The sequence below is a fragment of the Pseudomonas sp. C1C7 genome (assembly GCF_013359595.1).
In the GTDB taxonomy this organism is placed as follows: Bacteria; Pseudomonadota; Gammaproteobacteria; order Pseudomonadales; family Pseudomonadaceae; genus Aquipseudomonas.
Genome location: NZ_JABFMP010000024.1, coordinates 63,716 through 90,544 on the forward strand (window position 1 = coordinate 63,716; position 26,829 = coordinate 90,544).

The 26,829-nt window shown below is 60.3% G+C and carries 24 protein-coding genes; 10 read left to right on the forward strand and 14 right to left on the reverse strand.

Translation table 11 applies throughout. From position 1 onward, the window contains the following. Positions 1–126: 126 nt before the first annotated feature. Complete coding sequence (gene rpsU / locus HNO86_RS19395; RefSeq protein WP_002551877.1) at positions 127–342, reverse strand: 30S ribosomal protein S21; 216 nt, start codon at positions 340–342, stop codon at positions 127–129. Positions 343–541: 199 nt separating this feature from the next. On the opposite strand from rpsU, the gene tsaD reads away from it, so the two are divergent. Next, the gene (tsaD, locus tag HNO86_RS19400; protein ID WP_175378548.1) at positions 542–1,567 is read left to right on the forward strand and encodes a tRNA (adenosine(37)-N6)-threonylcarbamoyltransferase complex transferase subunit TsaD; all 1,026 of its coding nucleotides are present in this window, start codon (positions 542–544) and stop codon (positions 1,565–1,567) included. Positions 1,568–1,604: 37 nt separating this feature from the next. Here tsaD and plsY read toward each other — a convergent pair whose 3' ends face one another. Further along, complete coding sequence (plsY, locus tag HNO86_RS19405) at positions 1,605–2,174, reverse strand: glycerol-3-phosphate 1-O-acyltransferase PlsY (RefSeq protein ID WP_175378549.1); 570 nt, start codon at positions 2,172–2,174, stop codon at positions 1,605–1,607. A gap of 74 nt (positions 2,175–2,248) precedes the next feature. Here plsY and folB point away from each other — a divergent pair, with 74 nt between their 5' ends. Together folB and folK are read left to right on the forward strand one after the other, a co-directional pair. Then, positions 2,249–2,605, forward strand: coding sequence for a dihydroneopterin aldolase (gene folB, locus HNO86_RS19410; RefSeq protein WP_110965181.1), 357 nt, complete (start codon positions 2,249–2,251; stop codon positions 2,603–2,605). Next, positions 2,596–3,114 carry a 2-amino-4-hydroxy-6-hydroxymethyldihydropteridine diphosphokinase gene (folK, locus tag HNO86_RS19415; RefSeq protein WP_175378550.1) on the forward strand — a complete coding sequence of 173 codons (519 nt, stop codon included), beginning with the start codon at positions 2,596–2,598 and terminating at the stop codon, positions 3,112–3,114. Before folB ends, folK begins: the two co-directional genes overlap by 10 nt. 81 nt (positions 3,115–3,195) lie before the next feature. Here folK and HNO86_RS19420 read toward each other — a convergent pair whose 3' ends face one another. The 11 genes from HNO86_RS19420 to HNO86_RS19470 all read right to left on the reverse strand — a co-directional run bounded on the left by HNO86_RS19420 (position 3,196) and on the right by HNO86_RS19470 (position 17,304). Further along, the gene (locus tag HNO86_RS19420) at positions 3,196–4,419 is read right to left on the reverse strand and encodes a multifunctional CCA addition/repair protein (protein ID WP_175378551.1); all 1,224 of its coding nucleotides are present in this window, start codon (positions 4,417–4,419) and stop codon (positions 3,196–3,198) included. Positions 4,420–4,482: 63 nt separating this feature from the next. Further along, positions 4,483–6,045 (reverse strand): SpoVR family protein, encoded by a 1,563-nt coding sequence (locus HNO86_RS19425; protein WP_175378552.1) that lies wholly within the window; start codon positions 6,043–6,045, stop codon positions 4,483–4,485. Next, complete coding sequence (locus HNO86_RS19430) at positions 6,042–7,313, reverse strand: YeaH/YhbH family protein (RefSeq protein ID WP_175378553.1); 1,272 nt, start codon at positions 7,311–7,313, stop codon at positions 6,042–6,044. Before HNO86_RS19430 ends, HNO86_RS19425 begins: the two co-directional genes overlap by 4 nt. 123 nt (positions 7,314–7,436) lie before the next feature. Then, on the reverse strand, positions 7,437–9,359 hold the full coding sequence (locus tag HNO86_RS19435) for a PrkA family serine protein kinase (RefSeq protein WP_175378554.1): 1,923 nt from the start codon (positions 9,357–9,359) through the stop codon (positions 7,437–7,439). Positions 9,360–9,656: 297 nt separating this feature from the next. Next, positions 9,657–9,986, reverse strand: a complete 330-nt coding sequence (glpE, locus tag HNO86_RS19440; protein WP_175378555.1) for a thiosulfate sulfurtransferase GlpE — start codon at positions 9,984–9,986, stop codon at positions 9,657–9,659. 33 nt (positions 9,987–10,019) lie between these two features. Next, complete coding sequence (locus HNO86_RS19445; protein ID WP_175378556.1) at positions 10,020–10,904, reverse strand: symmetrical bis(5'-nucleosyl)-tetraphosphatase; 885 nt, start codon at positions 10,902–10,904, stop codon at positions 10,020–10,022. Further along, a complete protein-coding gene (gene apaG / locus HNO86_RS19450; RefSeq protein WP_110965173.1) occupies positions 10,904–11,284 on the reverse strand; it encodes a Co2+/Mg2+ efflux protein ApaG in 381 nt (126 codons plus the stop codon). Before apaG ends, HNO86_RS19445 begins: the two co-directional genes overlap by 1 nt. A 123-nt stretch (positions 11,285–11,407) precedes the next feature. After that, positions 11,408–12,226, reverse strand: a complete 819-nt coding sequence (gene rsmA / locus HNO86_RS19455) for a 16S rRNA (adenine(1518)-N(6)/adenine(1519)-N(6))-dimethyltransferase RsmA (protein ID WP_175378557.1) — start codon at positions 12,224–12,226, stop codon at positions 11,408–11,410. Further along, complete coding sequence (pdxA, locus tag HNO86_RS19460) at positions 12,223–13,212, reverse strand: 4-hydroxythreonine-4-phosphate dehydrogenase PdxA (protein ID WP_175378558.1); 990 nt, start codon at positions 13,210–13,212, stop codon at positions 12,223–12,225. Before pdxA ends, rsmA begins: the two co-directional genes overlap by 4 nt. Further along, positions 13,209–14,525: a peptidylprolyl isomerase SurA gene (gene surA, locus HNO86_RS19465; protein ID WP_175378559.1), complete on the reverse strand. Its 1,317-nt coding sequence runs from the start codon at positions 14,523–14,525 to the stop codon at positions 13,209–13,211. Before surA ends, pdxA begins: the two co-directional genes overlap by 4 nt. Then, on the reverse strand, positions 14,506–17,304 hold the full coding sequence (locus tag HNO86_RS19470) for an LPS-assembly protein LptD (RefSeq protein WP_175378560.1): 2,799 nt from the start codon (positions 17,302–17,304) through the stop codon (positions 14,506–14,508). Before HNO86_RS19470 ends, surA begins: the two co-directional genes overlap by 20 nt. A 130-nt stretch (positions 17,305–17,434) precedes the next feature. Between HNO86_RS19470 and HNO86_RS19475 the strand changes: the two genes are divergently transcribed. Genes HNO86_RS19475 through HNO86_RS19485 form a run of 3 tightly spaced genes read left to right on the forward strand, consistent with a single transcriptional unit; the run spans position 17,435 to position 19,891 of the window. After that, positions 17,435–18,454 (forward strand): aminoglycoside phosphotransferase family protein, encoded by a 1,020-nt coding sequence (locus tag HNO86_RS19475; RefSeq protein WP_175378561.1) that lies wholly within the window; start codon positions 17,435–17,437, stop codon positions 18,452–18,454. Next, positions 18,451–19,122 carry an N-acetylmuramate alpha-1-phosphate uridylyltransferase MurU gene (murU, locus tag HNO86_RS19480; protein ID WP_175378562.1) on the forward strand — a complete coding sequence of 224 codons (672 nt, stop codon included), beginning with the start codon at positions 18,451–18,453 and terminating at the stop codon, positions 19,120–19,122. Before HNO86_RS19475 ends, murU begins: the two co-directional genes overlap by 4 nt. Position 19,123: 1 nt before the next feature. Beyond that, complete coding sequence (locus HNO86_RS19485; RefSeq protein WP_175378563.1) at positions 19,124–19,891, forward strand: DnaJ domain-containing protein; 768 nt, start codon at positions 19,124–19,126, stop codon at positions 19,889–19,891. A gap of 112 nt (positions 19,892–20,003) precedes the next feature. Here the strand turns inward: HNO86_RS19485 and HNO86_RS19490 are convergent, their stop codons facing one another. Beyond that, the gene (locus HNO86_RS19490) at positions 20,004–21,020 is read right to left on the reverse strand and encodes an alpha/beta hydrolase family protein (RefSeq protein WP_175378564.1); all 1,017 of its coding nucleotides are present in this window, start codon (positions 21,018–21,020) and stop codon (positions 20,004–20,006) included. Positions 21,021–21,093: 73 nt separating this feature from the next. On the opposite strand from HNO86_RS19490, the gene HNO86_RS19495 reads away from it, so the two are divergent. From HNO86_RS19495 to HNO86_RS19510, 4 genes are all read left to right on the forward strand, one after another. Next, positions 21,094–23,490, forward strand: coding sequence for a PAS domain S-box protein (locus HNO86_RS19495; protein WP_175378565.1), 2,397 nt, complete (start codon positions 21,094–21,096; stop codon positions 23,488–23,490). Between the two features lie 118 nt (positions 23,491–23,608). Next, positions 23,609–24,238, forward strand: coding sequence for a response regulator (locus HNO86_RS19500; protein WP_175378566.1), 630 nt, complete (start codon positions 23,609–23,611; stop codon positions 24,236–24,238). 299 nt (positions 24,239–24,537) lie between these two features. After that, complete coding sequence (locus tag HNO86_RS19505) at positions 24,538–25,662, forward strand: ABC transporter ATP-binding protein (protein ID WP_175378567.1); 1,125 nt, start codon at positions 24,538–24,540, stop codon at positions 25,660–25,662. A 48-nt stretch (positions 25,663–25,710) separates the two neighbouring features. After that, positions 25,711–26,754, forward strand: a complete 1,044-nt coding sequence (locus tag HNO86_RS19510; RefSeq protein WP_175378568.1) for an ABC transporter substrate-binding protein — start codon at positions 25,711–25,713, stop codon at positions 26,752–26,754. Positions 26,755–26,829 lie beyond the last annotated feature (75 nt).

The following is a 26,829-nucleotide window of genomic DNA, read 5'->3' on the forward strand; positions in this document are numbered from 1 at the left end:
CGGTGAAGCAGATTCGTCTCGGTCGCGTCTGCGGCTTCGACGGTGAAGCATCAAGCGTTTTACGCAAATGCCATAAACCCGGCGCAGGGCCGGGCTTGGCAGAAGCTTGCTACGAACGTCTGTGTATTAGTACAGACGAACGGCGCGGCGCTGTTCGCGCTGAACTTTCTTGGCGTGACGCTTAACAGCAGCAGCTGCTTTGCGCTTACGCTCAGAAGTTGGCTTCTCGTAAAATTCGCGGCTACGAACTTCAGCCAGTACACCGGCTTTTTCGCAGGAGCGCTTGAAACGACGCAGAGCTACGTCGAAGGGTTCGTTCTCTTTTACTTTGACGGCTGGCATCCAGAGCTACCTTCATTCATTACCGGGGTCAACATCCTCGCGGCAAAAGAGCACTTGAAGACGTCGGTTTTTAAGGGTTGCGGATGTTAACCCCTCATGGCTCGGAATGCAAAGCCTCTGATCGAAAACCGCTGGTCGGGGCATCACGCGGCGACTATTATGCGCGCCTTCGAATTCAGCCTATACAAGGCGCAAACCCATGCTAGTACTGGGATTAGAAACTTCCTGCGACGAAACCGGCGTCGCACTTTACGACAGCGAACGCGGCCTGCTGGCCGACGCGCTGTTCAGTCAGATCGACCTGCACCGCGCCTACGGCGGCGTCGTGCCGGAGCTGGCATCGCGCGATCACGTAAAACGCATGCTGCCCTTGATCCGTCAGGTGTTGGCCGAAGCCGGCTGCGTTCCGACCGAGATCGATGCCATTGCCTACACCGCGGGTCCCGGCCTGGTGGGCGCCTTGCTGGTGGGCGCGTCCTGCGCCCAGGCGCTGGCCTTTGCCTGGGGTATTCCGGCGCTGGGCGTGCATCACATGGAAGGCCATCTTCTGGCACCGATGCTGGAGTCGCAACCGCCGCAGTTCCCGTTCGTCGCTTTGTTGGTGTCCGGCGGTCATACGCAGCTGGTTCAGGTCGACGGCATCGGTCAGTACACCCTATTGGGCGAGACGCTGGACGACGCCGCGGGCGAAGCTTTCGACAAGACCGCAAAAATGATGGGCCTCAACTATCCGGGTGGCCCGGAAATCGCGCGCCTGGCCGAGCAGGGCGTTTCGGGTCGTTTCACCTTCCCGCGTCCGATGTGCGATCGCCCGGGTCTGGATTTCAGCTTCAGCGGTCTGAAAACCTTCGCCTTGAACACCTGGCAGCAGTGCGTGAGCGCCGGGGACGACAGCGAGCAAGCCCGTTGCGACATCGCGCTGGCGTTCCAGCAGGCCGTGGTGGAGACTTTGACCATCAAGTGCAAGCGTGCCCTCAAGGCCGCTGGCATGAAGAGCCTGGTGATCGCCGGCGGCGTGAGTGCCAACAAGGCATTGCGCACGTCCCTGGAAAAGATGCTCGGCGATATGAAAGGCAGTGTTTTCTACGCTCGCCCGCAGTTCTGCACCGATAACGGCGCGATGATCGCGTTCGCCGGCTGCCAGCGCTTGCAGGCCGGTCAGCAGGAAAGCCTGGCGATCAGCGTTCAGGCGCGTTGGCCGATGGAGCAGTTGTCGGCGTTGTGATCAGTGGCGCTCAGCGGTGGCATCTGAAAGGCGGCATTTAAAAATGCCGTTCGCGCCCCGCGAACAGGTCGCGTAAATTGCCGCGATGGCGCCAGACGATCAATCCCGTAAGGATCGTCATGGGCAGCAATGCCGCCGGTTCCTGCCAGGCCAGCAATGGCAGGGTCAACGGCGTGGCGATCAGGGCGGCCAGCGAGCTGGTGCGGGTCAGGTAGAACGTCAGCATCCAGGTGCAGACGGCCAGCAATGCGGCGGGTGGATACAGACCCAGCAACATCCCGGCGGCGGTGGCGACACCTTTGCCGCCGCGAAACCGGAAATACAGCGGGAACAGGTGACCGATGACGGCACAAACGCCGATCCAGGCCTGATCCTGCAGCGAAAGGCCTGCAATGCCGGCGATCAGCACGGGTAGCAGGCCTTTGCACAGATCGCCCAGCAACGTCAGGATGGCGAGTTTCTTGCCGGCCAGACGCAACATGTTGGTGGCTCCGGCATTGCCCGAACCACTCATTCGCGGATCGGGATTACCGGTCAGGCGGCTGAGCAAAATGGCGAAGGACAGAGAGCCGAGCAGGTAGGCGAGGATCGCCAGTAACCAAAACATGCTAACCATTCCGGGCGAGGACGCCCTGATTCTAACGGCGCAATGCGCCCTTGTCGTGTAGCGGAGAAAAGTGCTTGGACAGAGTGTTTATCGAGGGCCTGGAAGTCGACACCGTGATCGGTGCCTACGACTGGGAGCGAGGCATCCGACAGTGCTTGCGTCTTGATCTGAGTTTCGCTTGGGATAATCGCCCGGCCGCGGCCGGTGATGACCTGACCCTGGCGCTCGATTACGCGAGCGTTTCGTCGCGCATCCAGGCCTTTGCCGAGCAGGCGCAGTTCCAGTTGGTGGAGACGTTCGCCGAGCGCCTGACCGAAGTGCTGATGAGCGAGTTCAAGATCACCTGGATGCGCCTGAAGCTGACCAAGCCCGGCGCTGTTCCTGCCGCTACCGGTGGCGTGGGCGTGGAGATCGAGCGCGGATGTCGCTGACTCAGGTGTATCTCGGGCTCGGTAGCAATATCGAGCGCGAAACCCATTTACAGGCCGGTCTGGACGCCCTGACGGGATTTCTGGTGGATATCCGCTGTTCGCCGGTTTTTGAAAGCCAGCCGGTGGGAATCAAGAGCGGACCGTTCTTCAATTTCGTGGTGTCGGCTTACACCGATCTGCCGCTGATGGAACTGGATCGCCGGCTGAAATTCATCGAGGCCGACAACGGCCGCTATGCGCCGGACCGCAAGGGTCTGCCGCTGGACATCGATGTGCTGCTGTTTGGCGATCTGGTGGGCAACTTCGATGGTCTGGTTCTGCCGCGGGCCGAGATTCTGAAAAACGCCTTTGTGTTGTGGCCGCTGTCGCTGATTGCGCCGGATCGGGTGCATCCTGGCGTAGGAAAAAGCTTTGCGACTCTTTGGAGTGAAGCGAAGATCGATCAGGTGTTGGCGCCGGTGGCGTTCGAGTGGCGTGGTGAGCAGCTGACGACTGCTGATTTGTTGTGATGCAAAAAGATCGCAGCCTTCGGCAGCTTCTACACGAATTCCTGTAGGAGCTGCCGAAGGCTGCGATCTTTTGATTTTTGCTCAGGCGTTTTCTTTGTAGGCCTTCAACGCCTTGAGCCGTTCACGCTTGATCGCCTCACCCAACTCCGGCCCTTTGAATCCCTTCTCCAGCAACGGCTGAACCGCCACGCTTCGTGCGGCGTTCGCTGCGCCGCGCAAATAATCCGCCTGTGGATAACTTCGTTCCTCCAGACCTTTGCGCCCGCGGGCATCCATCTCGCACGCTGCGATGAACTCCTCGAAGCGTTGCGGCCGACGGTAGACGTCGAAGCTCTGCAGCAACTCCAGCAGGGTGGAGGGTTTCAACTCCAGGGCACGATGACCATGGGTGTGATACTCGCCCACCAGCAGCGCCAGTTCCTGGCAGTCCCTTGGCGCCTTGAAGCGCTCGTTGACCGCCTTGATCAGCTTGAGGCCCTTGAACTCATGGGCAATGTGCCGTGGCCATTCCTCCTCCGGCGTCAGCCCTTTGCCCAGGTCATGCAGCAGGCAGGCCCAGCGTACGGTCAACGGTTGTTTGTGCGCAGCGGCTTGCTGCAGCACGCTGAGGGTATGCACCCCTGTGTCGATTTCCGGGTGGTGCGCCTCCGGTTGCGGTACGCCGAACAGCGCATCGACTTCCGGCATCAGCACCTTGAGTGCCCCGCAGGATCGCAGCACTTCGATGAATACCTGTGGCTGGTTTTCCATCAGTGCGCGGGATATTTCTTTCCAGCTCCGTTCCGCTGTCAGGGCTTGCAGCTCGCCGGATTCGCTGAGTTGCCGCATCAGTTCCAGCGTTTCAGGGGCGACCGTGAAGCCCAGTCCGGCATAGCGTGCGGCAAAGCGGGCAACGCGCAGAACCCTGAGGGGATCTTCGGCAAACGCTGGGGAAACGTGACGCAAAACCCGCGCTTGGAGGTCGCGTTGGCCGTGGTAGGGGTCGGTCAGATTCTGCTGATCGTCCTCGGCCATGGCATTGATCGTCAGGTCCCGACGGATCAGGTCTTCTTCGAGGGTGACTTCGGGGCTGGCGTGAAACGTGAAGCCGCCATAACCTCGGCCGCTTTTGCGTTCGGTTCGGGCGAGGGCGTATTCCTCACCGGACTTGGGGTGGAGAAACACCGGAAAATCCGCACCGACCGGGCGATAGCCCTGGGCAAGCATTTCTTCGGTCGTGGCGCCAACCACGACGCGGTCAATGTCGGTAACCGGTAGTCCCAGCAGGCGATCGCGTACCGCACCGCCAACTTTATAGATCCGCATAAAAAACCTCCGTTAGCTCGACAGGATAACCTTTACGTCGAACTTGCGGAGGTTCGAACAGGATCAGAGATGGATGACAGCCAGGTCCAGGCGGCCGTAATCCCCCTCGGCATGTTCACTTCTGGGAGGGACGTGGTGGGTTTTCATCACCTGTTCCCCTTGCAGGGTTTCCAGGTGGATGTCGAAGCCCCAGAGTCGATGCAGGTGCTTGAGCACTTCCTCGGTGGACTCTCCCAGCGGTTTGCGGTCGTGTTGCTGGTGGCGCAGGGTCAGCGAGCGATCGCCGCGGCGGTCGATGCTGTAGATCTGCACGTTGGGTTCGCGATTGCCCAGGTTGTACTGGGCGGCCAGGGTTTCACGGATGATCCGGTAACCGCCCTCGTCATGAATCGCCGGGACCAGCAGATCGTCCTTTTGATCATCGTCGAGGATGCTGAACAGCTTCAGGTCGCGGATCACTTTGGGTGAAAGGTACTGCAGGATGAAACTCTCGTCCTTGAAGCTGCTCATGGCGAACTTGATGGTCGAGAGCCAGTCGCTGCCGGCAATTTCCGGGAACCAGCGGCGATCCTCGTCCGTCGGCTCCTCGCACATGCGCCGGATGTCGCGGTACATGGCAAAGCCCAGGGCGTAGGGGTTGATACCGCTGTAGTAAGGGCTGTCAAAGCCAGGCTGGAACACCACGCTGGTGTGGGATGTCAGGAACTCCATCATGAAGCCGTCGGTGACCAGGCCTTCGTCGTACAGGTCATTCATCAGGGTGTAGTGCCAGAAGGTGGCCCAGCCTTCGTTCATCACCTGGGTCTGGCGTTGTGGATAAAAATACTGAGCGATCTTGCGCACGATACGCACGATTTCCCGTTGCCACGGCTCCAGCAGCGGAGCGTGTTTTTCAATGAAATAGAGAATGTTTTCCTGCGGTTCGGCAGGGAATCGGGCGTTGTCCTTTTCGCTGTACTTGTCCGCGCCTTTGGGAATGGTGCGCCACAGGTCATTGATCTGTTTCTGCAGGTGTTCTTCCCGGTCCTTTTGCCGGCGGCGCTCTTCTTCGGCGGAAATCGGATAAGGGCGTTTGTAGCGATCGACGCCATAGTTCATCAGGGCGTGGCAGGAATCGAGCAGGTCCTCGACCGCATCGATACCGTGACGCTCTTCGCACTGCATGATGTACTGCTTGGCGAACACCAGGTAATCGATGATCGAACTGGCATCGGTCCAGGTGCGGAACAGGTAGTTACCCTTGAAGAAACTGTTGTGCCCGTAGCAGGCGTGGGCCACTACGAGCGCCTGCATGCAGATGGTGTTTTCCTCCATCAGATAGGCAATGCACGGGTCGGAGTTGATCACGATCTCGTAAGCCAGCCCCATCTGGCCGCGGGTGTAGGATTTTTCGGTGCTGAGGAAATGCTTGCCGTAGGACCAGTGGTGATAACCCAGCGGCATGCCGACAGAGGCATAGGCGTCCATCATCTGTTCGGCGGTGATCACTTCGATCTGGTTAGGGTAGGTATCGAGGGCATAGCGAGCCGCGATACGACTGATTTCACGGTCGTAGGCCTGGATCAGCTCGAATGTCCACTCGGAACCGGTGGAAATGGGTTGGCGCTTCTGCTCTTTGGCGGTCATGTCACTAACCTGCGCTGGAAGAGTTCACGGAAGACCGGGTAGATATCTCCGGCCGAGACCAGTTGTTGCTGGGCAAAAGTGTCGGAAAAGGCTTCGGCAATGCGCTCGTACTCGAACCACAAGGCCTGATGTTCGCGCGGGGTGATCTCGACGTAAGTGTAGTACTGCACGAACGGCATGATCTGGTTGATCAGGATGTCCCGGCAGATCGGCGAATCATCGTTCCAGTTGTCGCCGTCGGAAGCCTGGGCCGCGTAGATGTTCCATTCATTGGCCGGATAGCGCTCGGCCATGATCTCCTGCATCAGTTTCAGGGCGCTGGATACGATGGTGCCGCCAGTTTCCCGGGAATAGAAAAACTCCTCTTCGTCCACTTCGCGGGCGCTGGTGTGGTGGCGGATGAACACCACATCGATCTTGTCGTAGTTACGCTTGAGAAACAGATACAACAGGATGAAGAAGCGTTTGGCGATGTCCTTGGTCGCCTGGGTCATGGAGCCGGACACGTCCATCAGGCAGAACATCACCGCCTTGGAGCTGGGGTTGGGTTGCTTGATGAGCAGATTGTATTTGAGGTCGAAGGTATCGAGGAACGGCACGCGGTGAATGCGTGCGCTGAGTTTTTCGATTTCCGCTTCCAGTTCCTGAATATCGCCGAAGTTATCCGGCTCTTCCTGCCGAAGTCGCAGAAGTTCTTCCTTGGCCTCGCGCAGTTTCGCGCGGCTGCTGCCGGACAGGGCGATTCGCCGCGCATGGGCCGAACGCAGGGTGCGGATGATGTTGATCCGCGATGGATTGCCTTCGTTACTGATCCCGGCGCGTACCGTCTTGAAAGTGTCGGTGCCGGTCAGGTTGCGCTTGACCAGGTTGGGCAGCTCGAGGTCCTCGAACATGAATTCGAGGAATTCCTCCTGGGTGATCTGGAAGACGAACTCGTCCATCCCTTCACCCGAATTACCGGCCTTGCCAGGCCCTCTGCCGCCACCACCTCCCGGCGGGCGTGCAATGTGCTCGCCGCTGGTGAATTCCTTGTTGCCGGGATGTACGACGGTCTGTTTGCCACCGCGACCATGGTGAAGCACGGGCTCATCGATGTCGCGGCCGGGAATGCTGATTTGCTCGCCATGTTCCATATCCGTGATGGAACGCCGGCTGACTGCCTCTTCGACGGCCTTTTTGATGTGGTCACGGTAGCGCCGCAGAAACCGCTGACGGTTTACCGTGCTCTTGTTCTTGCCATTGAGACGTCGGTCGATCACATAGCTCATAGGCCCCTCCGGGGAGCTTCAAGTCGTAAGCTTCAAGCGACAAGTGAAAGCGCCATCGGGTCCCGGAGACCGGGACTCAACCGCTTTTCACTTGCAGCTTGTAGCTGGAAGCTTGCCGCTGCTTCACTGCGACTTCCGGACCCGTAGGTACCATTCGGAAAGAAGCCGTACCTGTTTGTCGGTGTAGCCCCGCTCGACCATCCGTGTGACGAAGTCGTTGTGTTTCTGCTGGTCTTCTTTGCTGGCCTTGGCATTGAAGCTGATGACCGGCAGCAGGTCCTCGGTGTTGGAGAACATTTTCTTCTCGATGACCACCCGCAGTTTTTCGTAGCTGAGCCAGGTCGGGTTCTTGCCGTTGTTGTTGGCCCGGGCGCGCAAGACGAAGTTGACGATTTCGTTGCGGAAATCCTTCGGATTGCTGATGCCGGCCGGTTTCTCGATTTTTTCCAGTTCCTCGTTGAGTGCCACGCGGTTGAGGATTTCGCCGGTTTCCGGATCGCGGTATTCCTGGTCCTGGATCCAGAAGTCGGCGTACAGCACGTAACGATCGAAGATGTTCTGGCCGTACTCGCTGTAAGACTCGAGGTAGGCGGTCTGGATCTCCTTGCCGATGAATTCGATATAACGCGGTGCCAGGTATTCCTTCAAATATCGCAGGTAGCGCTCGCGGGTCTCGGCCTGGAATTGTTCCTGTTCGATCTGTTGTTCCAGCACGTAGAGCAGGTGCACCGGGTTGGCGGCGATTTCGTGCGGGTCGAAGTTGAACACCTTGGACAGGATCTTGAACGCGAAACGGGTCGACAGTCCGTTCATGCCTTCGTCGACGCCGGCGTTGTCGCGGTACTCCTGGATCGACTTGGCCTTCGGATCGGTGTCCTTGAGGTTCTCGCCGTCATACACGCGCATCTTGGAATAGATGTTCGAGTTTTCCGGCTCCTTCAGGCGAGAGAGCACGGTGAACTGGGCGAGCATCTTCAGGGTGTCGGGCGCGCAGTGGGCCTTGGCCAGCGAGCTGTTGAACAGCAGTTTGTCGTAGATCTTCACTTCGTCGCTGACGCGCAGGCAGTACGGCACTTTGACGATGTAGATCCGGTCGATGAACGCTTCGTTGTTCTTGTTGTTGCGGAAGGTATGCCATTCCGATTCGTTGGAGTGGGCCAGCAGGATCCCGGTAAACGGAATCGCGCCCAGGCCTTCGGTACTGTTGTAGTTGCCTTCCTGAGTGGCAGTCAGCAGTGGGTGCAGCACCTTGATCGGCGCCTTGAACATTTCGACGAATTCCATCAGGCCTTGGTTGGCCCGGCACAGTGCGCCCGAGTAGCTGTAGGCGTCGGCGTCGTTTTGCGGGAATTCTTCCAGTTTGCGGATATCGACCTTGCCCACCAGTGCCGAGATGTCCTGGTTGTTTTCATCTCCCGGCTCGGTTTTGGCCACGGCGATCTGGTTGAGGATCGACGGGTAGAGTTTGACCACGCGGAACTGGCTGATGTCGCCACCGAATTCGGCGAGGCGCTTGGTGGCCCAAGGCGACATGATGGTGTTCAGGTATCGACGTGGAATGCCGAAATCTTCCTCGAGAATCGCGCCGTCTTCAGTGGCGTTGAACAGACCCAGTGGCGATTCGAATACCGGCGAGCCCTTGATCGCGTAGAAGGGCACGCGCTCCATCAGTTGCTTGAGCTTCTCGGCCAGGGACGATTTACCGCCACCGACTGGGCCGAGCAGATAGAGGATCTGTTTCTTCTCTTCCAGGCCCTGAGCGGCATGGCGGAAATACGACACGATCTGGTCGATGCATTCTTCCATCCCGTGGAAGTCTTCAAAGGCCGGATAGCGGCGGATCACCTTGTTGGAGAAAATTCGCGACAGCCTCGAGTTGGTCGAGGTGTCCAGCAGCTCCGGTTCACCGATGGCAAGGAGCAGACGCTCGGCGGCGGAAACGTAGGCGCTACGGTCCTTTTTGCACAGCTCCAGGTACTCTTGCAGCGAGAGTTCTTCCTGGCGTGTGGACTCGAAACGTTGTTGGAAGTGGCTAAAGATACTCATGACGTCACCTCGCTCGATACGTGGAGCCGACGCCGGATCACTCAGTCGATGCTGGCAGCGACCGAACAGGCAGTCGCTGTTTACCCCCCAGAAACCTTCCGAAGCTGACGACTCCGAAAGCTACTCCCGATGATCCGTGCGCCGGTGTACCGGCTCTCCCCTGTTTTGGATGGCCTGCGCTTAAGGATAGTTGGGAATTCGGGAGGTAAAGGCGAGATACGTAATTAGTTGTGGCTGACCGTTCGTCTGCCACCGCGCCAGCCCGCGCAAGCCGGGGGCTTGCGCGTTACAAAAATATTATTCGGAGATGCCTTGCGCAGTTTCCGAAGGAAAAGTCGTACGCCACAGTTCAAAGCCGCCATCCATGCTGTAGACGTCGGAGAAACCCTGGCTGATCAGGTAGGCCGCCGCGCTCTGGCTGGAGTTGCCGTGATAGCAGACCACCACGGTCGGCGCGTCGAGGTCGGCGTTGCGAATGAAGTCGGAGACCGAGTGGTTATCCAGGTGCTTCGAGCCGCTGATGTGCAGCGCGGCATAGGTGGCCGGGTCGCGGATGTCGACCACGACTGCGCCCTGTTCGCGCAGGGCGTGGGCCTGTTCCGGGGGAATACGTTTGAATTCGCTCATGGCGGGCTCCTGTGGCTCGGCTGAAAGCGCAGTCTAGCGCGGGGCGCTGGCTGGCGATGGTTCGGGAGTGATCGGGGCGACTGGTGGCTTGGCGGCATGGCCGTGCTCATCGCATTTGCAGGACAGGCGCTCGCCCGTGTCGACATTCATCAGGGTCAGGGCGCCGCCCCAGACGCAACCGGTGTCGAGGGCCGAGATGCCCGGATCCAGGACCTTGCCTTCCAGCGCGGCCCAATGACCAAAAATGATCTTCACCTCTTTGGTCTTGCGGTCCTTGTGCTGGAACCAGGGCTTGTAGCCGGGCGGCGCGCTGTCCAGGCCTTCCTTGCTCTTGAGGTCGAGCTTGCCTTCGGCCGTGCAGAAGCGCATCCGGGTGAAATAGTTGGTGATCACCCGCAGGCGCGTCACGCCTTTGAGGTCGTTGTCCCATTTCGCCGGATCGTTGCCGTACATGCCGTCCAGGTAGGCCGGGAACAGATTGTCGTCGCGCAGGGCGGTCTCGACTTCGGCGGCGTACTTCAAGGCCTTGCGCAGCGACCATTGCGGAGGGATGCCGGCATGGACCAGGGCGACGTTGCGCTGCTCGTCGTAATGCAGGAGTTTCTGCTGGCGCAGCCAATCAAGCAGCTCGGCGCTGTCGGGGGCGTCGATGATCTCGCGCAGGGTGTCGGCCTTCTTCAGGCGCTCGATGTTGCGCCCGGCTGCCAATAGATGAAGGTCGTGGTTGCCGAGCACGCACACCAGCGATTCGCGGATGTCATAGAGAAAACGCAGGGTTTCCAGCGATTGCGGGCCGCGGTTGACCAGGTCTCCTACCAGCCACAGGCGATCCTTTGCCGGGTCGAAGGCGACTTGTTTGAGCAGGCATTGCAGTGCTTCAAGACAGCCTTGCAGGTCGCCGACCGCATACGTCGCCATCAGTGCAGGGCTCCGGGCACCGCCAGGCGGAACGGGGCGATGATGGCGTCAAAGTGCTTACCGTCGTCGGCAATCATCTGATAGCTGCCTTGCATGGTACCGACTTTGGTGGTCATGACCGTGCCGCTGCTGTAGGTGTGGCTCTTGCCCGCCTCGATCAACGGCTGCTGGCCGACCACGCCCGCACCGCGAACCTCTTCGACATGCCCGTCGCCATCGGTGATGACCCAGTGCCGTGAGAGCAATTTGGCTGGAATCAAGCCATTGTTTTGCACGGTGATGGTGTAGGCGAAGGCAAAGCGGTCTTGTTCGGGTTGCGATTGTTCTGCCAGATAGCGGGTGACGACGCTGACGTCGACCTGATAACGAGGATCGGACATGCGAGAGGCCTTAAATTCGAAGCGGGACGCGGGGCGTAGCTGATAGAGATCAGTCTAGGACAAGAATCGGGTAGTAAACCAGACATGGGGGCTGGTGTCCTACCCGATAACGTTCAAGCGCTGTCAGGCGTCAGGGGTCTTCTGTTGTGACTGTTCGCTGAGTTTGTCAGCCAGGCGCACGAAGGCTGCCAGATCCAGCTGCTCGGGGCGCAAACCGCCATCGACGCCAGCGGCTTCGATTTCGGCGTTGCTGAGCAACAACTTGAGGGTGTTACGCAGGGTCTTGCGACGCTGGTTGAACGCTTCGCGCACCACGCGCTCCAGCAGCCGATGGTCTTTGGCCGGGTGCGGCAGCACGGTGTGGGGCACCAGGCGCACGATGGCCGAATCGACTTTCGGTGGCGGGTTGAACGCGCCCGGGCCGACGTTGAACAGGTGCTCGACCCGGCAGTGGTACTGAACCATGATTGACAAACGGCCCCAGTCGCCACCACCCGGCCCCGCGGCAAGGCGCTCGACCACTTCCTTCTGCAACATGAAGTGCATGTCGCGAATCAGGTGCGAGTTGTGCAGCAGGTGAAAGATCAGCGGCGTGGAGATGTTGTAGGGCAGATTGCCAACCACCCGCAGACTGCGGGGTGCAGCGTTCAGGGTATTGAAGTCGAACTTCAGCGCGTCGCCCTGATGCAGATTGAAGTTGCTCTTGCCGGCGAACTGCTGGTTCAGGATCGGGATCAGATCCTTGTCCAGTTCCACCACGTCCAGCTGGGCACCGCTGCCAAGCAGGCCGGCGGTCAACGCGCCCTGGCCCGGGCCGATTTCCAGCATCCGGTCATCGGGTTTGGCGTGAATGGAACGCAGGATGCGGTCGATAACCCCGGCATCGTGCAGAAAGTTCTGGCCAAAGCGTTTGCGCGCCTTGTGTTGGTATTGCTCGGTCATAAACGGGTCTCGGCCATCTGGTAGGCGGTTTCCAGGGCCACTTGCAGGCTGCCGGTGTCGATCTTGCCGCTGCCGGCCAGGTCCAGGGCGGTGCCATGGTCGACCGATGTGCGGATGATCGGCAGGCCGAGGGTCACGTTGACCGCAGCGCCGAAGCCTTTGTATTTCAGCACAGGCAGGCCCTGGTCGTGGTACATCGCCAGCACTGCGTCGCAGTGCTCCAGATATTTGGGGGTAAACAGCGTGTCGGCGGGCAGGGGACCGCGCAGGTCCATGCCTTCGCCGCGCAGACGCTCCAGTGTGGGTTCGATGATATCGATTTCTTCATGGCCCAGGTGTCCGCCTTCACCGGCGTGGGGGTTGAGCCCACACACCAGGATGCGTGGCTGGGCGATGCCGAATTTTTCCTGCAGATCGGTATGGAGGATTCGCGTGACCCGCTCCAGGCGCTCCGGTGTGATTGCATCGGCAATCTCGCGCAGCGGCAGGTGAGTGGTGACCAGCGCCACGCGCAAGCCGCGGGTGGCGAGCATCATGACCACTTGCGCGGTGTGGGTCAGATCGGCGAGGAACTCCGTGTGCCCGGAAAAGGCAATCCCGGACTCGTTGATCACGCCCTTGTGCACGGGCGCGGTGATCATCCCGGCGAAATGTCCGTCCAGGCAGCCTTTGCCTGCGCGGGTCAGGGTTTCCAGAACGAAGGCGGCGTTGGCCTTGTCCAGTTGCCCGGCGGCGACCTTGGCGTTCAACGGGGTATCCCAGACATACAGGCTGTTGGCTGGAGCAGGTGTGTCTGGCCAGTTGTCCGGTGTCACCGGCAGCAAGTCGACGGCCACCCCCAGTTGCGCGGCCCGCTCGATAAGCAGGTCGCGACTGGTAATGGCAATCAGGGGGTGTGGCTGGGCTTGCGAGGCGAGCAGCAGGCACAGGTCAGGACCTATGCCCGCTGGTTCGCCGGGTGTCAGCGCAAAGCGTTTGGGCTTCACTGCGCGGCCTGGTCGGCGCCAGGGAGTTTGATTTCAACGTACGCTTCGTCACGGATCTGACGCAGCCAGGTTTGCAGCTCTTCGTCGTATTTGCGGTTACGCAGTACGGTCATTGCCTGCTGTTCGCGAGCCTGGGTGGTGCTGTCGGTGGCGCGACGGCCAAGGACTTCCAGTACATGCCAGCCATATTGAGTCTGGAACGGCTTGGACAGCTGACCTTGCGGGGTCTTGGCCATCACTTCGCGGAACTCCGGAACCAAGGCGTTCGGGTCGATCCAGTTCAGGTCGCCGCCGTTGAGCGCCGAACCCGGGTCTTCAGAGAAGCTCTTGGCCAGTTCGCCGAAATCTTCGCCCGACTGGATGCGGGCGTAAAGCGACTCGGCCAGGGCCTTGGTCTTGGCTTCGTCACGGATCGGGCTTGGTTTGACCAGAATGTGCCGCACATGCACTTCGTCACGCACCTGCGATTCACCGCCACGCTTGTCGGTGATCTTCAGGATGATGAAGCCGCCGGGCGTGCGCATTGGCTGGGTGATGTCGCCAACGGTCATGGTGCTCAACAGGCGATCGAAGGGTGGTGGCAACTGAGCGGCTTTACGCCAGCCCATGTCGCCGCCTTCAAGTGCCGATTCACTGGCGGATTTGGCAATGGCCAGTTGACCGAAGTCAGCGCCTTGCTTGAGCTGCTGGTAAACCGCATCAGCCTGTTTGGCGGCAGCCTGAATCGCGTCGGAGTTGGCGCTTTCCGGCGTAGGAATCAGGATGTTGGAGAGGCGGAACTCTTCGGACAGCTGCATTTTGCCCAGGTCGGAAGCCAGAAAGTTCTTCACTTCCTGCTCGGTGACCTGGATGCGTTCTGCCACACGGCGCTGGCGCACACGGCTGATGACCATTTCGCGACGAATCTGCTCACGGGCGTCGTCGTAGGACAGGCCGTCGCGAGTCAGGGCGGCGCGGAACTGCTCGACCGACATGTTGTTGCGCTGGGCAATGGTGCCGACCGCCTGGTTCAGTTCTTCATCGGTGATGCGAATGCCGGAACGTTCGCCGATCTGCAGTTGCAGGTTCTCGACGATCAGGCGTTCCAGTACCTGCTGCTCCAGTACGCTGGCTGGCGGTACGGCCGAACCACGCTTGGCGATGGTTTGCTGGACTTCATGTACCCGTTGATCCAGTTGACTCTGCATGACCACGTCGTTGTCGACGATGGCCACCACTTTATCAATGGACTCTACTGCGGCGCTGGCCGCAGTAGTCAGGAACAACGCGCCCAGCATCAGCGGGCGCAGACAATCAGAAAGCTTGGTCTTCACGTTCACGATAACCTTGAATGCCTTTGTCGAGGAAGCTCTCTACCTTGGCGCCGGTGAGGCCGCCGAGTCCCTTCAGAACAATTTGGAGGAAGACGCCATGGTCGCCTTTTTCGTTTTGCGGTGCTTCCTGGCTGAACTCTTCATAATCGACCCAGTAACGGTTGATCAGGCGCAGTTTCCAGCAGCAGCTGTCGTACTCGAAACCACCGAAGGCTTCCAGGGTACGGTTGCGGTTGTAGTCATACTGCCAGCGGCTGATGGCGTTCCACTGCGGCACGATCGGCCAGATCACCGAGAAATCGTGCTGTTCGATCTTGTAGTAGTCCTTCACGTAGCCAGGCTGGCCCGGAACGCCGTAGTCGCCGCCGCCGACCTGCCATTGACCGGTGTTCTGGTCGTAGCGGATCTGGTCGTTGCGATAGCGGTAACCGACGTTGACGACCTTGTTCGGGTTGTCTTCAGGCTGGTAGTGGAACATCGCGCTGCCCGAGCGAGGGCTGCGGCTGTCCGGGTCCCAGTTGTAGTCGGCGGTGGTGCGCCAGTCGCGGTTCCAGCGATACTCGTATTCCAGTGCGTATGGAGACACGCTTGAGTGTGCGTCTTCGCGGGTTTTCGCATCGATACCCGGCAACTGGACTTCACGATCCTTGAAGTACAACGCCTGGCCGACGCTGATGCGTTGACGTTCGAAGCCGTTGTCTTCGATCCAGCGGCTGGTCACGCCCAGCGACAGCTTGTTCTCGTCGCCGACGCGGTCGGAGCCGGAGAAGCGGTTGTCGCGGAACAGGGACGCGTAGTTGAAGGTGTATTCGCTGGTATCGAACACTGGAATGTCTTCCTGGTCCTTCTCTGGTACGTAGAGATAGAACAGGCGTGGTTCGAGCGTCTGACGATAGTTCTTGCCGAACCAGGATGTGTTGCGATCGAAGTACAGGCCGCTGTCGATACTGGCAATTGGCACGCCACGGTTCTGACTGGAGTCGAAAGTGCCGTTTAGGCGGTCCTGTTCGGCCGTCTGCGCAGCAACCTGGCTCTTGCCGATGCTGTCCAGATCCAGTTGGTATTGGGTGTACTGATACTTGAGCTTCGGCGTCAGGAAACCATAGGTCGCTTGCATCGGCAGGCTGACAGAGGGTGCAAGGTTCAGACGATCGCCGTTGGCGCGCGCCAGACCCTGAACGTTGGTGTCCAGACGTGGTTCGGTCGTGCCGTCTTCGTTGACGAAGTTGCCGGTTTTCAGGTCCCGGTCGAAACGGACGATTTCAGATTGATAATCGAATTTCAGGCCGTTCGGGTGATAAGGCAGCTGACCATTGAAGGTGATCTGCGGCAAACGGTCATACGGCGTGATGTTCGACACGGTCGCCAGTTGATACGCCTGGGCATTCACACGCGCGGTATAGCTGTCGCCACGGTAGGTGACCGAGCCCTGCTGGTTCACGTAATCGGCGCTCTTCACGCCGATCTGGTCAGTCTGCAGATCCTGGAAGTAATAAGGATCGCTGATTTTGGTGTAGTCGACTTGCGTGAGTACGCGCGAGTCCAGACCACCCTTGTGCTGCCAGTTGTACATGTAGCGGGTTTTTTCGTAGTCCGTCTGCAGCTTGCGGTCGTCGTCTTCGTCGTTGAGATACGCGGCACCGAACTGACCTTCGCTGGATTTGGTCAGGTAACGGAATTCGCCTTCCATCAACAGGCCACGCTTGGCCATGTAGCGCGGATACAACGTGGCATCGTAGTTCGGTGCCAGGTTGAAGTAGTACGGCGTGACCAGCATGAAGCCGGTATCGCTGCCGGTGCCGATGGTCGGCGGCAGGAAGCCGGACTGGCGACGGTCGTCGATCGGGAAATAGATGTACGGCGTGTACAGGACAGGAATGTCCTTCACGCGCAGGGTCACGTTGGTCGCAGTACCGAAACCGGTGGCGGGGTTCAAGGTAATGTTGTTGCCCTTGAGCTGCCAGGCGTTGCTGTTCGGTTCACACGTGGTGTACGTACCGTCCTTGAGGCGGATGATCGCGTTCTCGGCACGCTTGGCGTACAGCGCGTTACCGCGGATACGCGACTTGTGCATCACGTATTCGGCGTTGTCGACCTTGGCTTCACCGGTGTCGAGTTGCACATCGGCGTGGTCGCCAACGATCAGGGCACCGTTGTCGCGGATGCGGACGTTGCCGGCCAGCTCACCACGGCTCTCGGCCTGGTACAGGTTGGCTTCGTCGGCTTCGACCTGCATGCTGCCCTGGCGCATGACCACGTCACCGGCCAGGGTGGCGACTTGCTCATCCTGCTTGTAGCGCGAGGCTTTCGCGCCGATAAAGGTTGGCGCGTCACTTTTATTCGTCTTGTCATTCATGCCAGGACGAATCGGTTCGATATAGGAACCAGAGCAGTAAGGGCCGGTTTCGGCCAATTGGGCTGCCGTAAGTTGTTCGCGGGGAACCCAGTCGAGGTGGCTGTAGTCTTCGCTACGGGACTTCAGGCCGCGACCCTTGGACTCGGTAACGAGTACGGGCTTGGCGCCAGAGTCTTCGCTGGAGCCGCTTTCGGCCGCAGTTTCGCCGGATGCGGAAACGGCGCTGCCGTCATGCACGGGACGCGGAGGCAATGCAGCCGCAGGCGTCTTGGGCGAGCAATCCCAGGCACCCGAAGCAGAGACTGAGCAGTCATACTGTTCGCCGGCGACTACATAGGAAGTAGCTAGAGGTTGCAAGGCCAGCAGACTGCCGGTTACCAACAACGGAAATTTTTTACGAAACGCGGGGGATTTCAATGCCATCTTATTAGTCCGGGCTTCCTGCGTGCCATCTGCCCGCGGTGTGGGCCGCACGCCTCTCGATGGTCTGAAAAAGATGCTGGATAATAAAGCATGACCCGCTTGACGGCTAGGGCCGTCGGAGACCCTTGCAATGCCTGACCAAGATGTACGTTTGCAACACCTGAAAGTTTGGCTCGATGAACAATTGACGATCCTTTTTGCAGAGCAGGGTTGGGGTGCCGTACCCCCGGCCACATTGACCGCGGCCAGCAGCGACGCGAGTTTCCGGCGTTATTTCCGTTGGGAGGGCGCCGATAGAAGTTTCATCGTGATGGACGCGCCACCGCCCCAGGAAAACTGCAAACCCTTCGTGGATATCGCTTTTTTGCTGGCGAAATCCGGAATAAATGTGCCGAAAATTTATGCCGAAGACCTCGAACGCGGTTTTCTTTTGCTCAATGACCTGGGCAACAAGACCTATCTGGACGTGATCGACGGCGAAAACGCCGACCCTTTGTTCGACGACGCCCTGCAAGCGCTGCTGGCATTTCAGCAGTTGCCAATGGTTGCGCCGCTGCCCAGCTATGACGTCGCACTGCTGCGTCGCGAGCTGGAGCTGTTCCCGGAGTGGTACGTCAAACGCGAGCTGGGCATCGAGTTCGACGCCGCCCAGCAAGTGCTCTGGCAACAGGTCAGCGATCTGCTGATCGACAGCGCCCTGGCGCAGCCCAAGGTCCTGGTGCACCGTGACTACATGCCGCGCAACCTGATGCTCAGCGAGCCGAATCCTGGCGTGCTGGATTTCCAGGACGCGGTCTACGGTCCTGTGACCTATGACGTCACCTGCCTGTTCAAGGACGCGTTCCTCAGCTGGCCCGAAGAACGCGTGCGCGGCTGGCTGGAGCGCTACTGGCAGCAAGCTGCCGCCCTGAATATTCCGGTACAGGCCGATTTCGAAGACTTCCTGCGCGCCAGTGACCTGATGGGCGTGCAGCGCCACCTGAAGGTAATCGGCATTTTCGCCCGCATCTGCCACCGCGACGGCAAGCCGCGATACCTGACCGATGTGCCGCGTTTCTTTGCCTATATAGAAGCAGTGATCGCCCGTCGCCCTGAGCTGGCCGAGCTGGATGTGTTGCTGGCCAGTCTGCGCGCCGGAGTCAAAGCATGAAGGCAATGATTCTGGCGGCAGGCAAAGGCGAGCGCATGCGCCCGTTGACCCTGACCACGCCAAAACCCCTGGTTCGCGCCGGCGGGGTGCCGCTGATTGAGTATCACCTGCAGGCGCTGGCCGCCGCCGGGTTTACCGAGATCGTGATCAACCATGCCTGGCTCGGCCAGCAGATCGAAGATTACCTGGGCGATGGCTCGCGTTTTGGCGTGAGCATCCAGTATTCCGCGGAGGGCGAACCGCTGGAAACCGGTGGCGGGATTTTCCGAGCGTTGCCGTTGCTGGGCGATGACGCGTTTGTTGTGGTCAATGGTGATATCTGGACCGATTACGACTTCAGCGTGCTGCACCAGCCCATCGTCGGCCTGGCGCATCTGGTGCTGGCCGAGAACCCGGCCCATCACCCGTCCGGGGATTTCCAGTTGATCGACGGGCAAGTCCACGATGGCCAGCCGGGCACTGCCAACCTGACCTACAGCGGTATCGCCGTGCTGCACCCGCAACTGTTCGAAGGCTGTTCGGCCGGTGCGTTCAAACTGGCGCCGCTGCTGCGTGACGCGATGGCGAACGGGCAGGTGTCGGGCGAGCGCCTGAACGGGCTGTGGGTCGATGTCGGTACCCACGAGCGTCTGGCCGAGGCTGAAGCACTGATTGAAGCGAGCCGCTGACATGCTGTGGCCAGGGACTCTGATTGGAGCCGGAGCAGGCTTTGCCATTGCCAGCATTCCGGGGGCCATGCTCGGCGCCTTGTTGGGCCAGGCGCTGGATCGACGCCTGCATTTGCAGAGTTGGGGGCATCTGCTGGAGAAGCTCGGTGGGCGCCCCGTCCTGCGCAACGACGAACTGCTTTTCGTGCTGCTGGGAAGGCTGGCCAAGTGCGATGGGCGGGTCGTGGACGGCCATATCCAGCAGGCGCGCCAGGAAATGCGCTCGCTGGAGATGAATGAACCGGCTCAGCGTCGGGCGATTGCCGCGTTCAATCGCGGCAAGTCAGGCAACGACCGGTTGCGCGGATACCTGCGTCGGCTGAGTGCTCAGCCTCATGCGGCCGAAGGCGTGTTGCGCGCTTGCTGGCGAATGATCTGGGCCGATGGCCGCGCGGGCAGCAGTGAGCGCGAGTTGATTGCTCAATGGGGCAAGTGGTTGGGCTGGACAACGCATCAGGTGCAGGCGCTGGCGATTGACTATGAGCCCAACAGACGTCCGCCAGTCAGCAGTACCGTGTCTTATCAGGACGCCTTGCGACTGCTGGGGGTATCCGCCACCACTGAGCCTGCGCAGATCAAGCGGGCCTATCGGCGGCTGCTCAGCCGTCATCATCCGGACAAGATCGCTGGCAGCGGGGCGACTGCGTCGCAGGTACGTGAGGCGACCGAGAAGACCCGCGAATTGCATAACGCCTATACGTTGATTCGTCAGCGGCGGGATTTTCGCTGATAGCGATGTGTTGTTTGAAAGGACGCCTTCGCGGGCAAGCCTCGCTGCTACAGGCTTTGAGTTGTTTGCCTGTAGCAGCGAGGCTTGCCCGCGAAAGGTTCAACCCGATCTATCAATCCGCCGCATTCTGCGGATTCAACCAACCCCGCACCCGGCGCACCAACTGCTCCTGCTGCGCCTTGCTATCCCCCGGCAACGCCTTGAGCGACACCTGGCTGAATGTCGAATCCTTCAAGCGTTTGCTCGCCTGCAAGCGGGCCAGCGCCGTATTGCGATCCAGCGGTTTATCCATATAGAAAATGTCTGCGGTGGGCAGCTTCAGGTTGGGCGCAAGCTCGTCCAGTTCCGGCTTGGCCTGGACAGGCGTCTGTGCGGCGATCATGACGAACCGCTCGACTTGCGAGGGTTGCTTTTCGCTCAAATAGCGCGCGGCCCAGTAGGCGCCAGTGCCATGCCCCAATACGACGATGCTGCGAGCGCTTTGCTGTTCGGCGAAGGCGATGGCCGCGTCGATGCGGGTGAAGATTCGTTCGGCATCCGCCTTGGACTGTTCTTCGCTGGTTTCGGCAACCGGTTTGTCAGCGACGTCGGCTTCCCCGGCTTCACCACCGGCCGCCTGCTCGATGGGCGCGGCGGTTGTCGAGTCCTTGCTGGCGGTATCTGGAACCTTGGGCGCTGGCGGCGTTTCGGCAACGCGTGGCGCAATGGCATCGCTTTGCAGGTCCGGCAAGGTGATACTCAGGCTGCTCCATTGTGCGTTGGGCAAATTGCGCCGCAACGGACCGATTGCTTGAGGCCAGTCAGCGGTTTCGCCGGCGCCCGGGACGATAATCACCGCCCCTTTGGGCTCTGGCGTGTTGGCCGGTTTCCACAAGGCCAGGAAAGTGTCGCTGCCCGCTTGCAGTTGTTGCTGTTCCTGCGCAGGGATTTTTCGCTCCAGCGCCGCGGCTTCTTCCTGACTACGCTCGGGCAGAGGCTGACGCTCTGCCGGTTTTTCTTCGGCGGGCTTTTCCGCGGCAGCGTCAGGCTGGGTGGCGGGTGCCGGATCGGCAGCCTCGACGGAAAAAGCCCATGGCAGGATCAGCGACAGGCACAATGCTGGCAGTGCCAGGCGGTAGACAGGGGGCATCGGATATTCCAGGCCAGAAGTGATTCCGGCAGCCTAATGGGTTGGTCAGTATTTGTCAGGGTGTGAGAGTTCGATGATGCGTTTTCGCTGCCTATGGGTTATCGGCTGGTTGTGGTTTCCCTTGATGGGCTGGGCCACCGTGGTGCCCCCGGCGCACGTCGCGGCGTTGTCGCCCAAGCAACAGCAATGGCTGGCGCAGCAGAGCGAGCTGCGCGTCGGGCTGGTTCTGCAGGCGCCCTATGCGCAATACGATCGCCGCTTGCAGCGACTGTCCGGGGTCAACGTCGAACTGATGAAATGGCTGGCCCGGTCGCTCAAGGTCGAGTTGAGCTGGCGCAATTTTCCTGATCTCGAGCATCTGGAAGCCGCAGCGCGCGCCGGTGAAATCGATATCGCCCCAGGCTTGACCCAGACTCCCGGAGGTCTGCGCCTGTGGCAGTTCTCCGATCCGTACATGCGTGTGCCGCAACTGGTGGTCAGTGACCAGAAAAGCACCGGCGCGGTGGAGCTGGAAAAACTCGACAGCCAGACCCGCGTCGCCGTTCGCATGCCCAGCGCCACCGCCGACTACCTGCGCAGCAACTATCCGCACCTGAACCTGCAGGGCGTTCCGATCGAGCGTCAGGCGCTGCAACTGTTGTTGAACCAGCAAGCCGGTTATGCCGTGGTGGATGAGGCGCAATTGGGCCGTCTTTCCAGCGAGCCGGAGTTCGCAGGTTTAGTGGTCGTGGGAGATATCGGCCTGCCGCAACTGTTGCGGGTGGCCACCCGGCGCGATGAGCCGGAGCTGGCCGGGATCGTCGAAACCGCGCTGCGGGCAATCCCGGCCAAGGATCTGGAAAAGCTCCACGATCAATGGCTGCAACCCAAGTATCCACGGCTCACCGAGTCGCCGGGCTTCTGGCAAAACCTCAGCCTGCTATTCCTCGTGCTGGCATTGAGCAGCATGGCCATCGTGTATTGGCAACGCCGTCAGCAACGCAGCCTGGAGCATCGACTGGCCGTGGCGCAGGAAGACATTGCCCTGCGCGCCGCCAGCGAGGAGGCGCTGCGACTCACCCAGTTTTCCATCGATCAGAGCACCGTCGGCATCCTATGGGTCAACTGGGACAGCCACGTGCGCTACGCCAACCGTGCCGCCGAAACCATGCTGGGGTATGCACCGGGCGGAACCATCGACCGGCCGCTGATCGACTTCGAGCCCGGTCTGCACATGGACCGCTGGCTGAACCTGTGGAAGCGCGCGCGGGCCAGCGACGAGTCGCCTCAGAGCTTCGAAACCAACTGCCTGCGCGCCGATGGCAGCATCCTGCCGGCGGATGTTTCGCTGAGTTTCCTGCGTTTTCGTGATGGCGAGTATCTGGTGGTGTATCTCACCGACGTCACCGAGCGCCGCCGAGCCCTGGCTGCGCTGCAGGAAAGTGAAGCGCGGCTGCAAGGGATCGCGGCGAACGTGCCGGGTCTGGTCTTTCGCCTGGAACGGGCGCCGGTGTCAGGGCAGATCGACTTTGCCTACATCAGCGAAGGCAGCGAAAGCCTGGTGGGTTACTCGCCGGCCACCCTGGCTCATCGCGACAAAGGTCTGCGCAGTCTCGTGCACCCGGACGACAAGGCCAGCTATCACCAGACCCAGGACCATGCGCTGGACACTGACAGCGACTGGTCGTGGCAGGGCCGGATCCTTACGCGTCAGGGCGAGCAGCGCTGGGCGGAGATCAAGGCGATCACCCGGCAGCTGGAGGACGGTGCCTATGTCTGGGACGGCATTGTCTGGGACATCAGCGAAAGCAAGCGCATCGAGCTGGAACTGGCCAGCTCCCGGGAACAATTGCGGGAACTCTCCGCGCATCTGGAGAGCGTGCGCGAGGAGGAAAAGGCGCGCATTGCCCGAGAGGTTCACGACGAACTGGGGCAGATGTTGACCGTGTTGAAACTGGAAACCTCCATGTGCGAACTGGCCTACGCGCAACTCGATCCGGGCCTGCACGAGCGCTTGAACAGCATGAAGCGTCTGATTGCCCAGCTGTTCCAGTTGGTGCGCGATGTGGCGACGGCCTTGCGTCCGCCGATTCTCGATGCGGGCATCGCCTCGGCCATCGAGTGGCAGGCCCGGCGCTTCGAGGCGCGCACGCAGATTCCGTGTCTGGTGCAGGTGCCGGAGAGTCTGCCGGTGCTCAGCGATGCCAGGGCTGTCGGCCTGTTTCGCATCCTTCAGGAGGCGCTGACCAATGTCATGCGGCACGCTCAGGCGCATACTGTCGAACTGACACTGTCCATCGAGGGCGACGAACTGTGTCTGGCCGTCAGCGATGATGGCGTAGGATTTGTTGTGTCGGATGAGCGGCCGGCCTCCTTTGGCCTGGTGGGGATGCGCGAGCGGGTGCTGATCCTGGGCGGGCAGTTGTTGCTTGAGAGCGAGCCGGGGGAGGGCACGACCCTGATTGTGCGGGTGCCGTTGGATGTGGCCTGAGACGGTGTTGTTTGCGCTGACGCTATCGCGAGCAGGCTCGCACACAGGAGGGAGCAATTCTGTGAGGCATTTGTGGGAGCGAGCCTGCTCGCGATAGATCCTGAATCTGGAGAAGAACGTGATCCGTGTACTGGTAGCCGAAGACCACACCATCGTCCGCGAAGGCATCAAGCAACTGATCGGCCTGGCCAAGGACTTGTTGGTGGTGGGGGAGGCGAGCAATGGTGAGCAGTTGCTGGAGACCTTGCGGCATGTGCCCTGCGAGGTGGTGTTGCTCGATATCTCGATGCCGGGAGTGAATGGCCTGGAGGCGATTCCGCGGATTCGTGCGCTGAACAATCCGCCGGTGATCCTGGTGCTGTCGATGCACGACGAAGCGCAGATGGCCGCCCGGGCGTTGAAGGTCGGCGCTGCTGGCTATGCGACCAAGGACAGCGATCCGTCTCTGCTGCTGACGGCCATCCGTCGGGTCGCGGCGGGCGGGCGATACATCGATCCCGAACTGGCCGACCGCATGGTCTTCGAAGTCGGCCTGACCGATTCGCGACCCTTGCATTCATTGCTTTCCGAACGCGAATTTTCCGTGTTCGAGCGCCTGGCCCAGGGCGCCAACGTCAACGACATCGCCCAGCAACTGGCGTTGAGCAGCAAGACCATCAGCACCCACAAGGCGCGATTGATGCAGAAGCTCAACATCACCTCCCTGGCCGAACTGGTGAAGTACGCCATGGAACACAAACTCCTCTGACGATCACCAAGCTCGCTCCTACAGAGGTTGTGTGGCCTACACATCAATATCGCGATTGGGAGCAAGCCCCACAGGGGCTTATCCATTTACGACACGCCTCGATGCTGCTTTTGCCTTTACTTGCCGCTTGCAGCTCGTAGCTGCCCACTGCTGTTGTCCAATCGCGCCATCCTTGTAGGGCAATCCCTACCCCCAACCTTCCATCCTGCTGAGGCGATTCTCTCCTGCGGCCCGATTTGCGTGGTCCCAAGGCTCCACTAGGCTTAGTCCACAGCAGTCATCACAACAAAGGTGTGGGTATGAGCCAGGTCGATTCAAGTGCAGGGGCCAATGATGTTCTGGTCAGCTTTCGTGGAGTGCAGAAGAGCTACGACGGCGAGAACCTGATCGTCAAAGACCTCAACCTGGATATTCGCAAAGGCGAATTCCTCACCCTGCTCGGTCCGTCGGGCTCGGGCAAGACCACCAGCCTGATGATGCTCGCCGGTTTCGAAACTCCGACCGCGGGTGAAATCCTGTTGGCCGGGCGCTCCATCAACAACGTGCCGCCGCACAAGCGTGACATCGGCATGGTGTTCCAGAACTACGCACTGTTCCCGCACATGACCGTCGCCGAGAACCTGGCGTTTCCCCTGACCGTGCGCGGCTTGAGCAAGAGCGAAGTCGGCGAGAAGGTCAAGCGCGTGCTGAATATGGTGCAACTCAACAGCTTCGCCCAGCGCTATCCGGGGCAACTGTCCGGTGGCCAGCAGCAGCGTGTCGCACTGGCCCGCGCGCTGGTGTTCGAACCGCAACTGGTGCTGATGGACGAACCGCTCGGTGCCCTCGACAAGCAGCTGCGTGAACACATGCAGATGGAAATCAAGCACCTGCACCAGCGTCTGGGCGTGACCGTGGTCTACGTGACCCACGACCAGGGCGAAGCCCTGACCATGTCCGACCGGGTGGCAGTGTTCCATCAGGGCGAGATTCAGCAGATCGCGCCTCCGCGTACGCTGTATGAAGAACCGAAAAACACCTTCGTTGCCAACTTCATTGGCGAAAACAACCGTCTCAACGGCCGTCTGCACAGCCAGACCGGCGACCGCTGCGTGGTGGAACTGGGGCGTGGTGAAAAAGTTGAAGCCCTGGCGGTGAACGTCGGCCAGACCGGCGAGCCGGTGACGTTGTCCATTCGCCCGGAGCGCGTGAGCCTCAATGGCTCCAGCGAGTCGTGCATCAACCGCTTCTCGGGACGGGTGGCGGAATTCATCTATCTGGGCGACCACGTCCGGGTTCGCCTGGAAGTCTGTGGCAAGACCGACTTCTTCGTGAAGCAACCGATTGCCGAGCTCGATCCTGCGCTCGCGGTCGGCGACGTGGTTCCGCTTGGCTGGCAGGTCGAACACGTTCGTGCGCTCGACCCGATTCTAGAGGCGAACTGATCGCCCCGGCTGCAACAACACCAACCCTGCACGTGGAGAGAACAATAAATGTTGAGATCCCTGAAATTCACCGCTTTGGCACTGGGCATGATGGGGGCTGCGAGCGCAATGGCCGCAGGCCCGGACCTGACCGTGGTGTCCTTTGGCGGGGCGAACAAGGCCGCTCAGGTCAAGGCCTTCTATGCACCGTGGGAAGCGGCAGGCAACGGCAAGATCGTCGCGGGTGAATACAACGGCGAAATGGCCAAGGTCAAAGCCATGGTCGACACCAAGAGCGTGTCCTGGGACCTGGTGGAAGTTGAGTCGCCAGAACTGTCCCGTGGCTGCGATGAAGACATGTTCGAGCAACTGGACCCTGCGCTGTTCGGCAAAACCGAAGATTACGTCAAGGGCGCCATCCAGCCATGCGGCGTGGGCTTCTTCGTGTGGTCGACCGTGCTGGCCTACAACGCCGACAAGCTGAAAACGGCACCGACCAGCTGGGCGGATTTCTGGGACACCAAGCAATTCCCGGGTAAGCGTGGCCTGCGCAAAGGCGCCAAGTACACTCTGGAATTCGCCCTGATGGCCGACGGTGTTGCGCCAAAAGACGTCTACAAAGTGCTGGCCGGCAAGGACGGTCAGGACCGCGCCTTCAAGAAACTCGATGAACTCAAGCCAAACATCCAGTGGTGGGAAGCCGGCGCACAACCGCCGCAATACCTGGCCTCCGGTGACGTGGTCATGAGCTCGGCCTACAACGGCCGCATCGCTGCCGTGCAGAAAGAAAGCAACCTGAAAGTGGTGTGGAACGGCGGCATCTACGACTTCGACGCATGGGCCATTCCGAAGGGTCTGGACAAGGCGCGTGCCGAGGCTGCGAAGAAATTCATCGCCTTCTCGGTGCAGCCACAGCAGCAGAAGACCTACTCGGAAAACATCGCCTACGGTCCGGCCAACACCCAGGCTGTGCCGCTGCTGGCCAAGGATGTCCTGAAAGACATGCCGACCACCCCGGAAAACATCGCCAACCAGGTTCAGATCGACGTCACCTTCTGGGCTGACAACGGCGAGCAACTGGAACAGCGCTTCAACGCCTGGGCTGCCAAGTAAGACCGCAGCGCGGACTTACGCTGTAGGAGCGAGCTTGCTCGCGAGATGTCAGCACATTCAACATCGTTGATGACT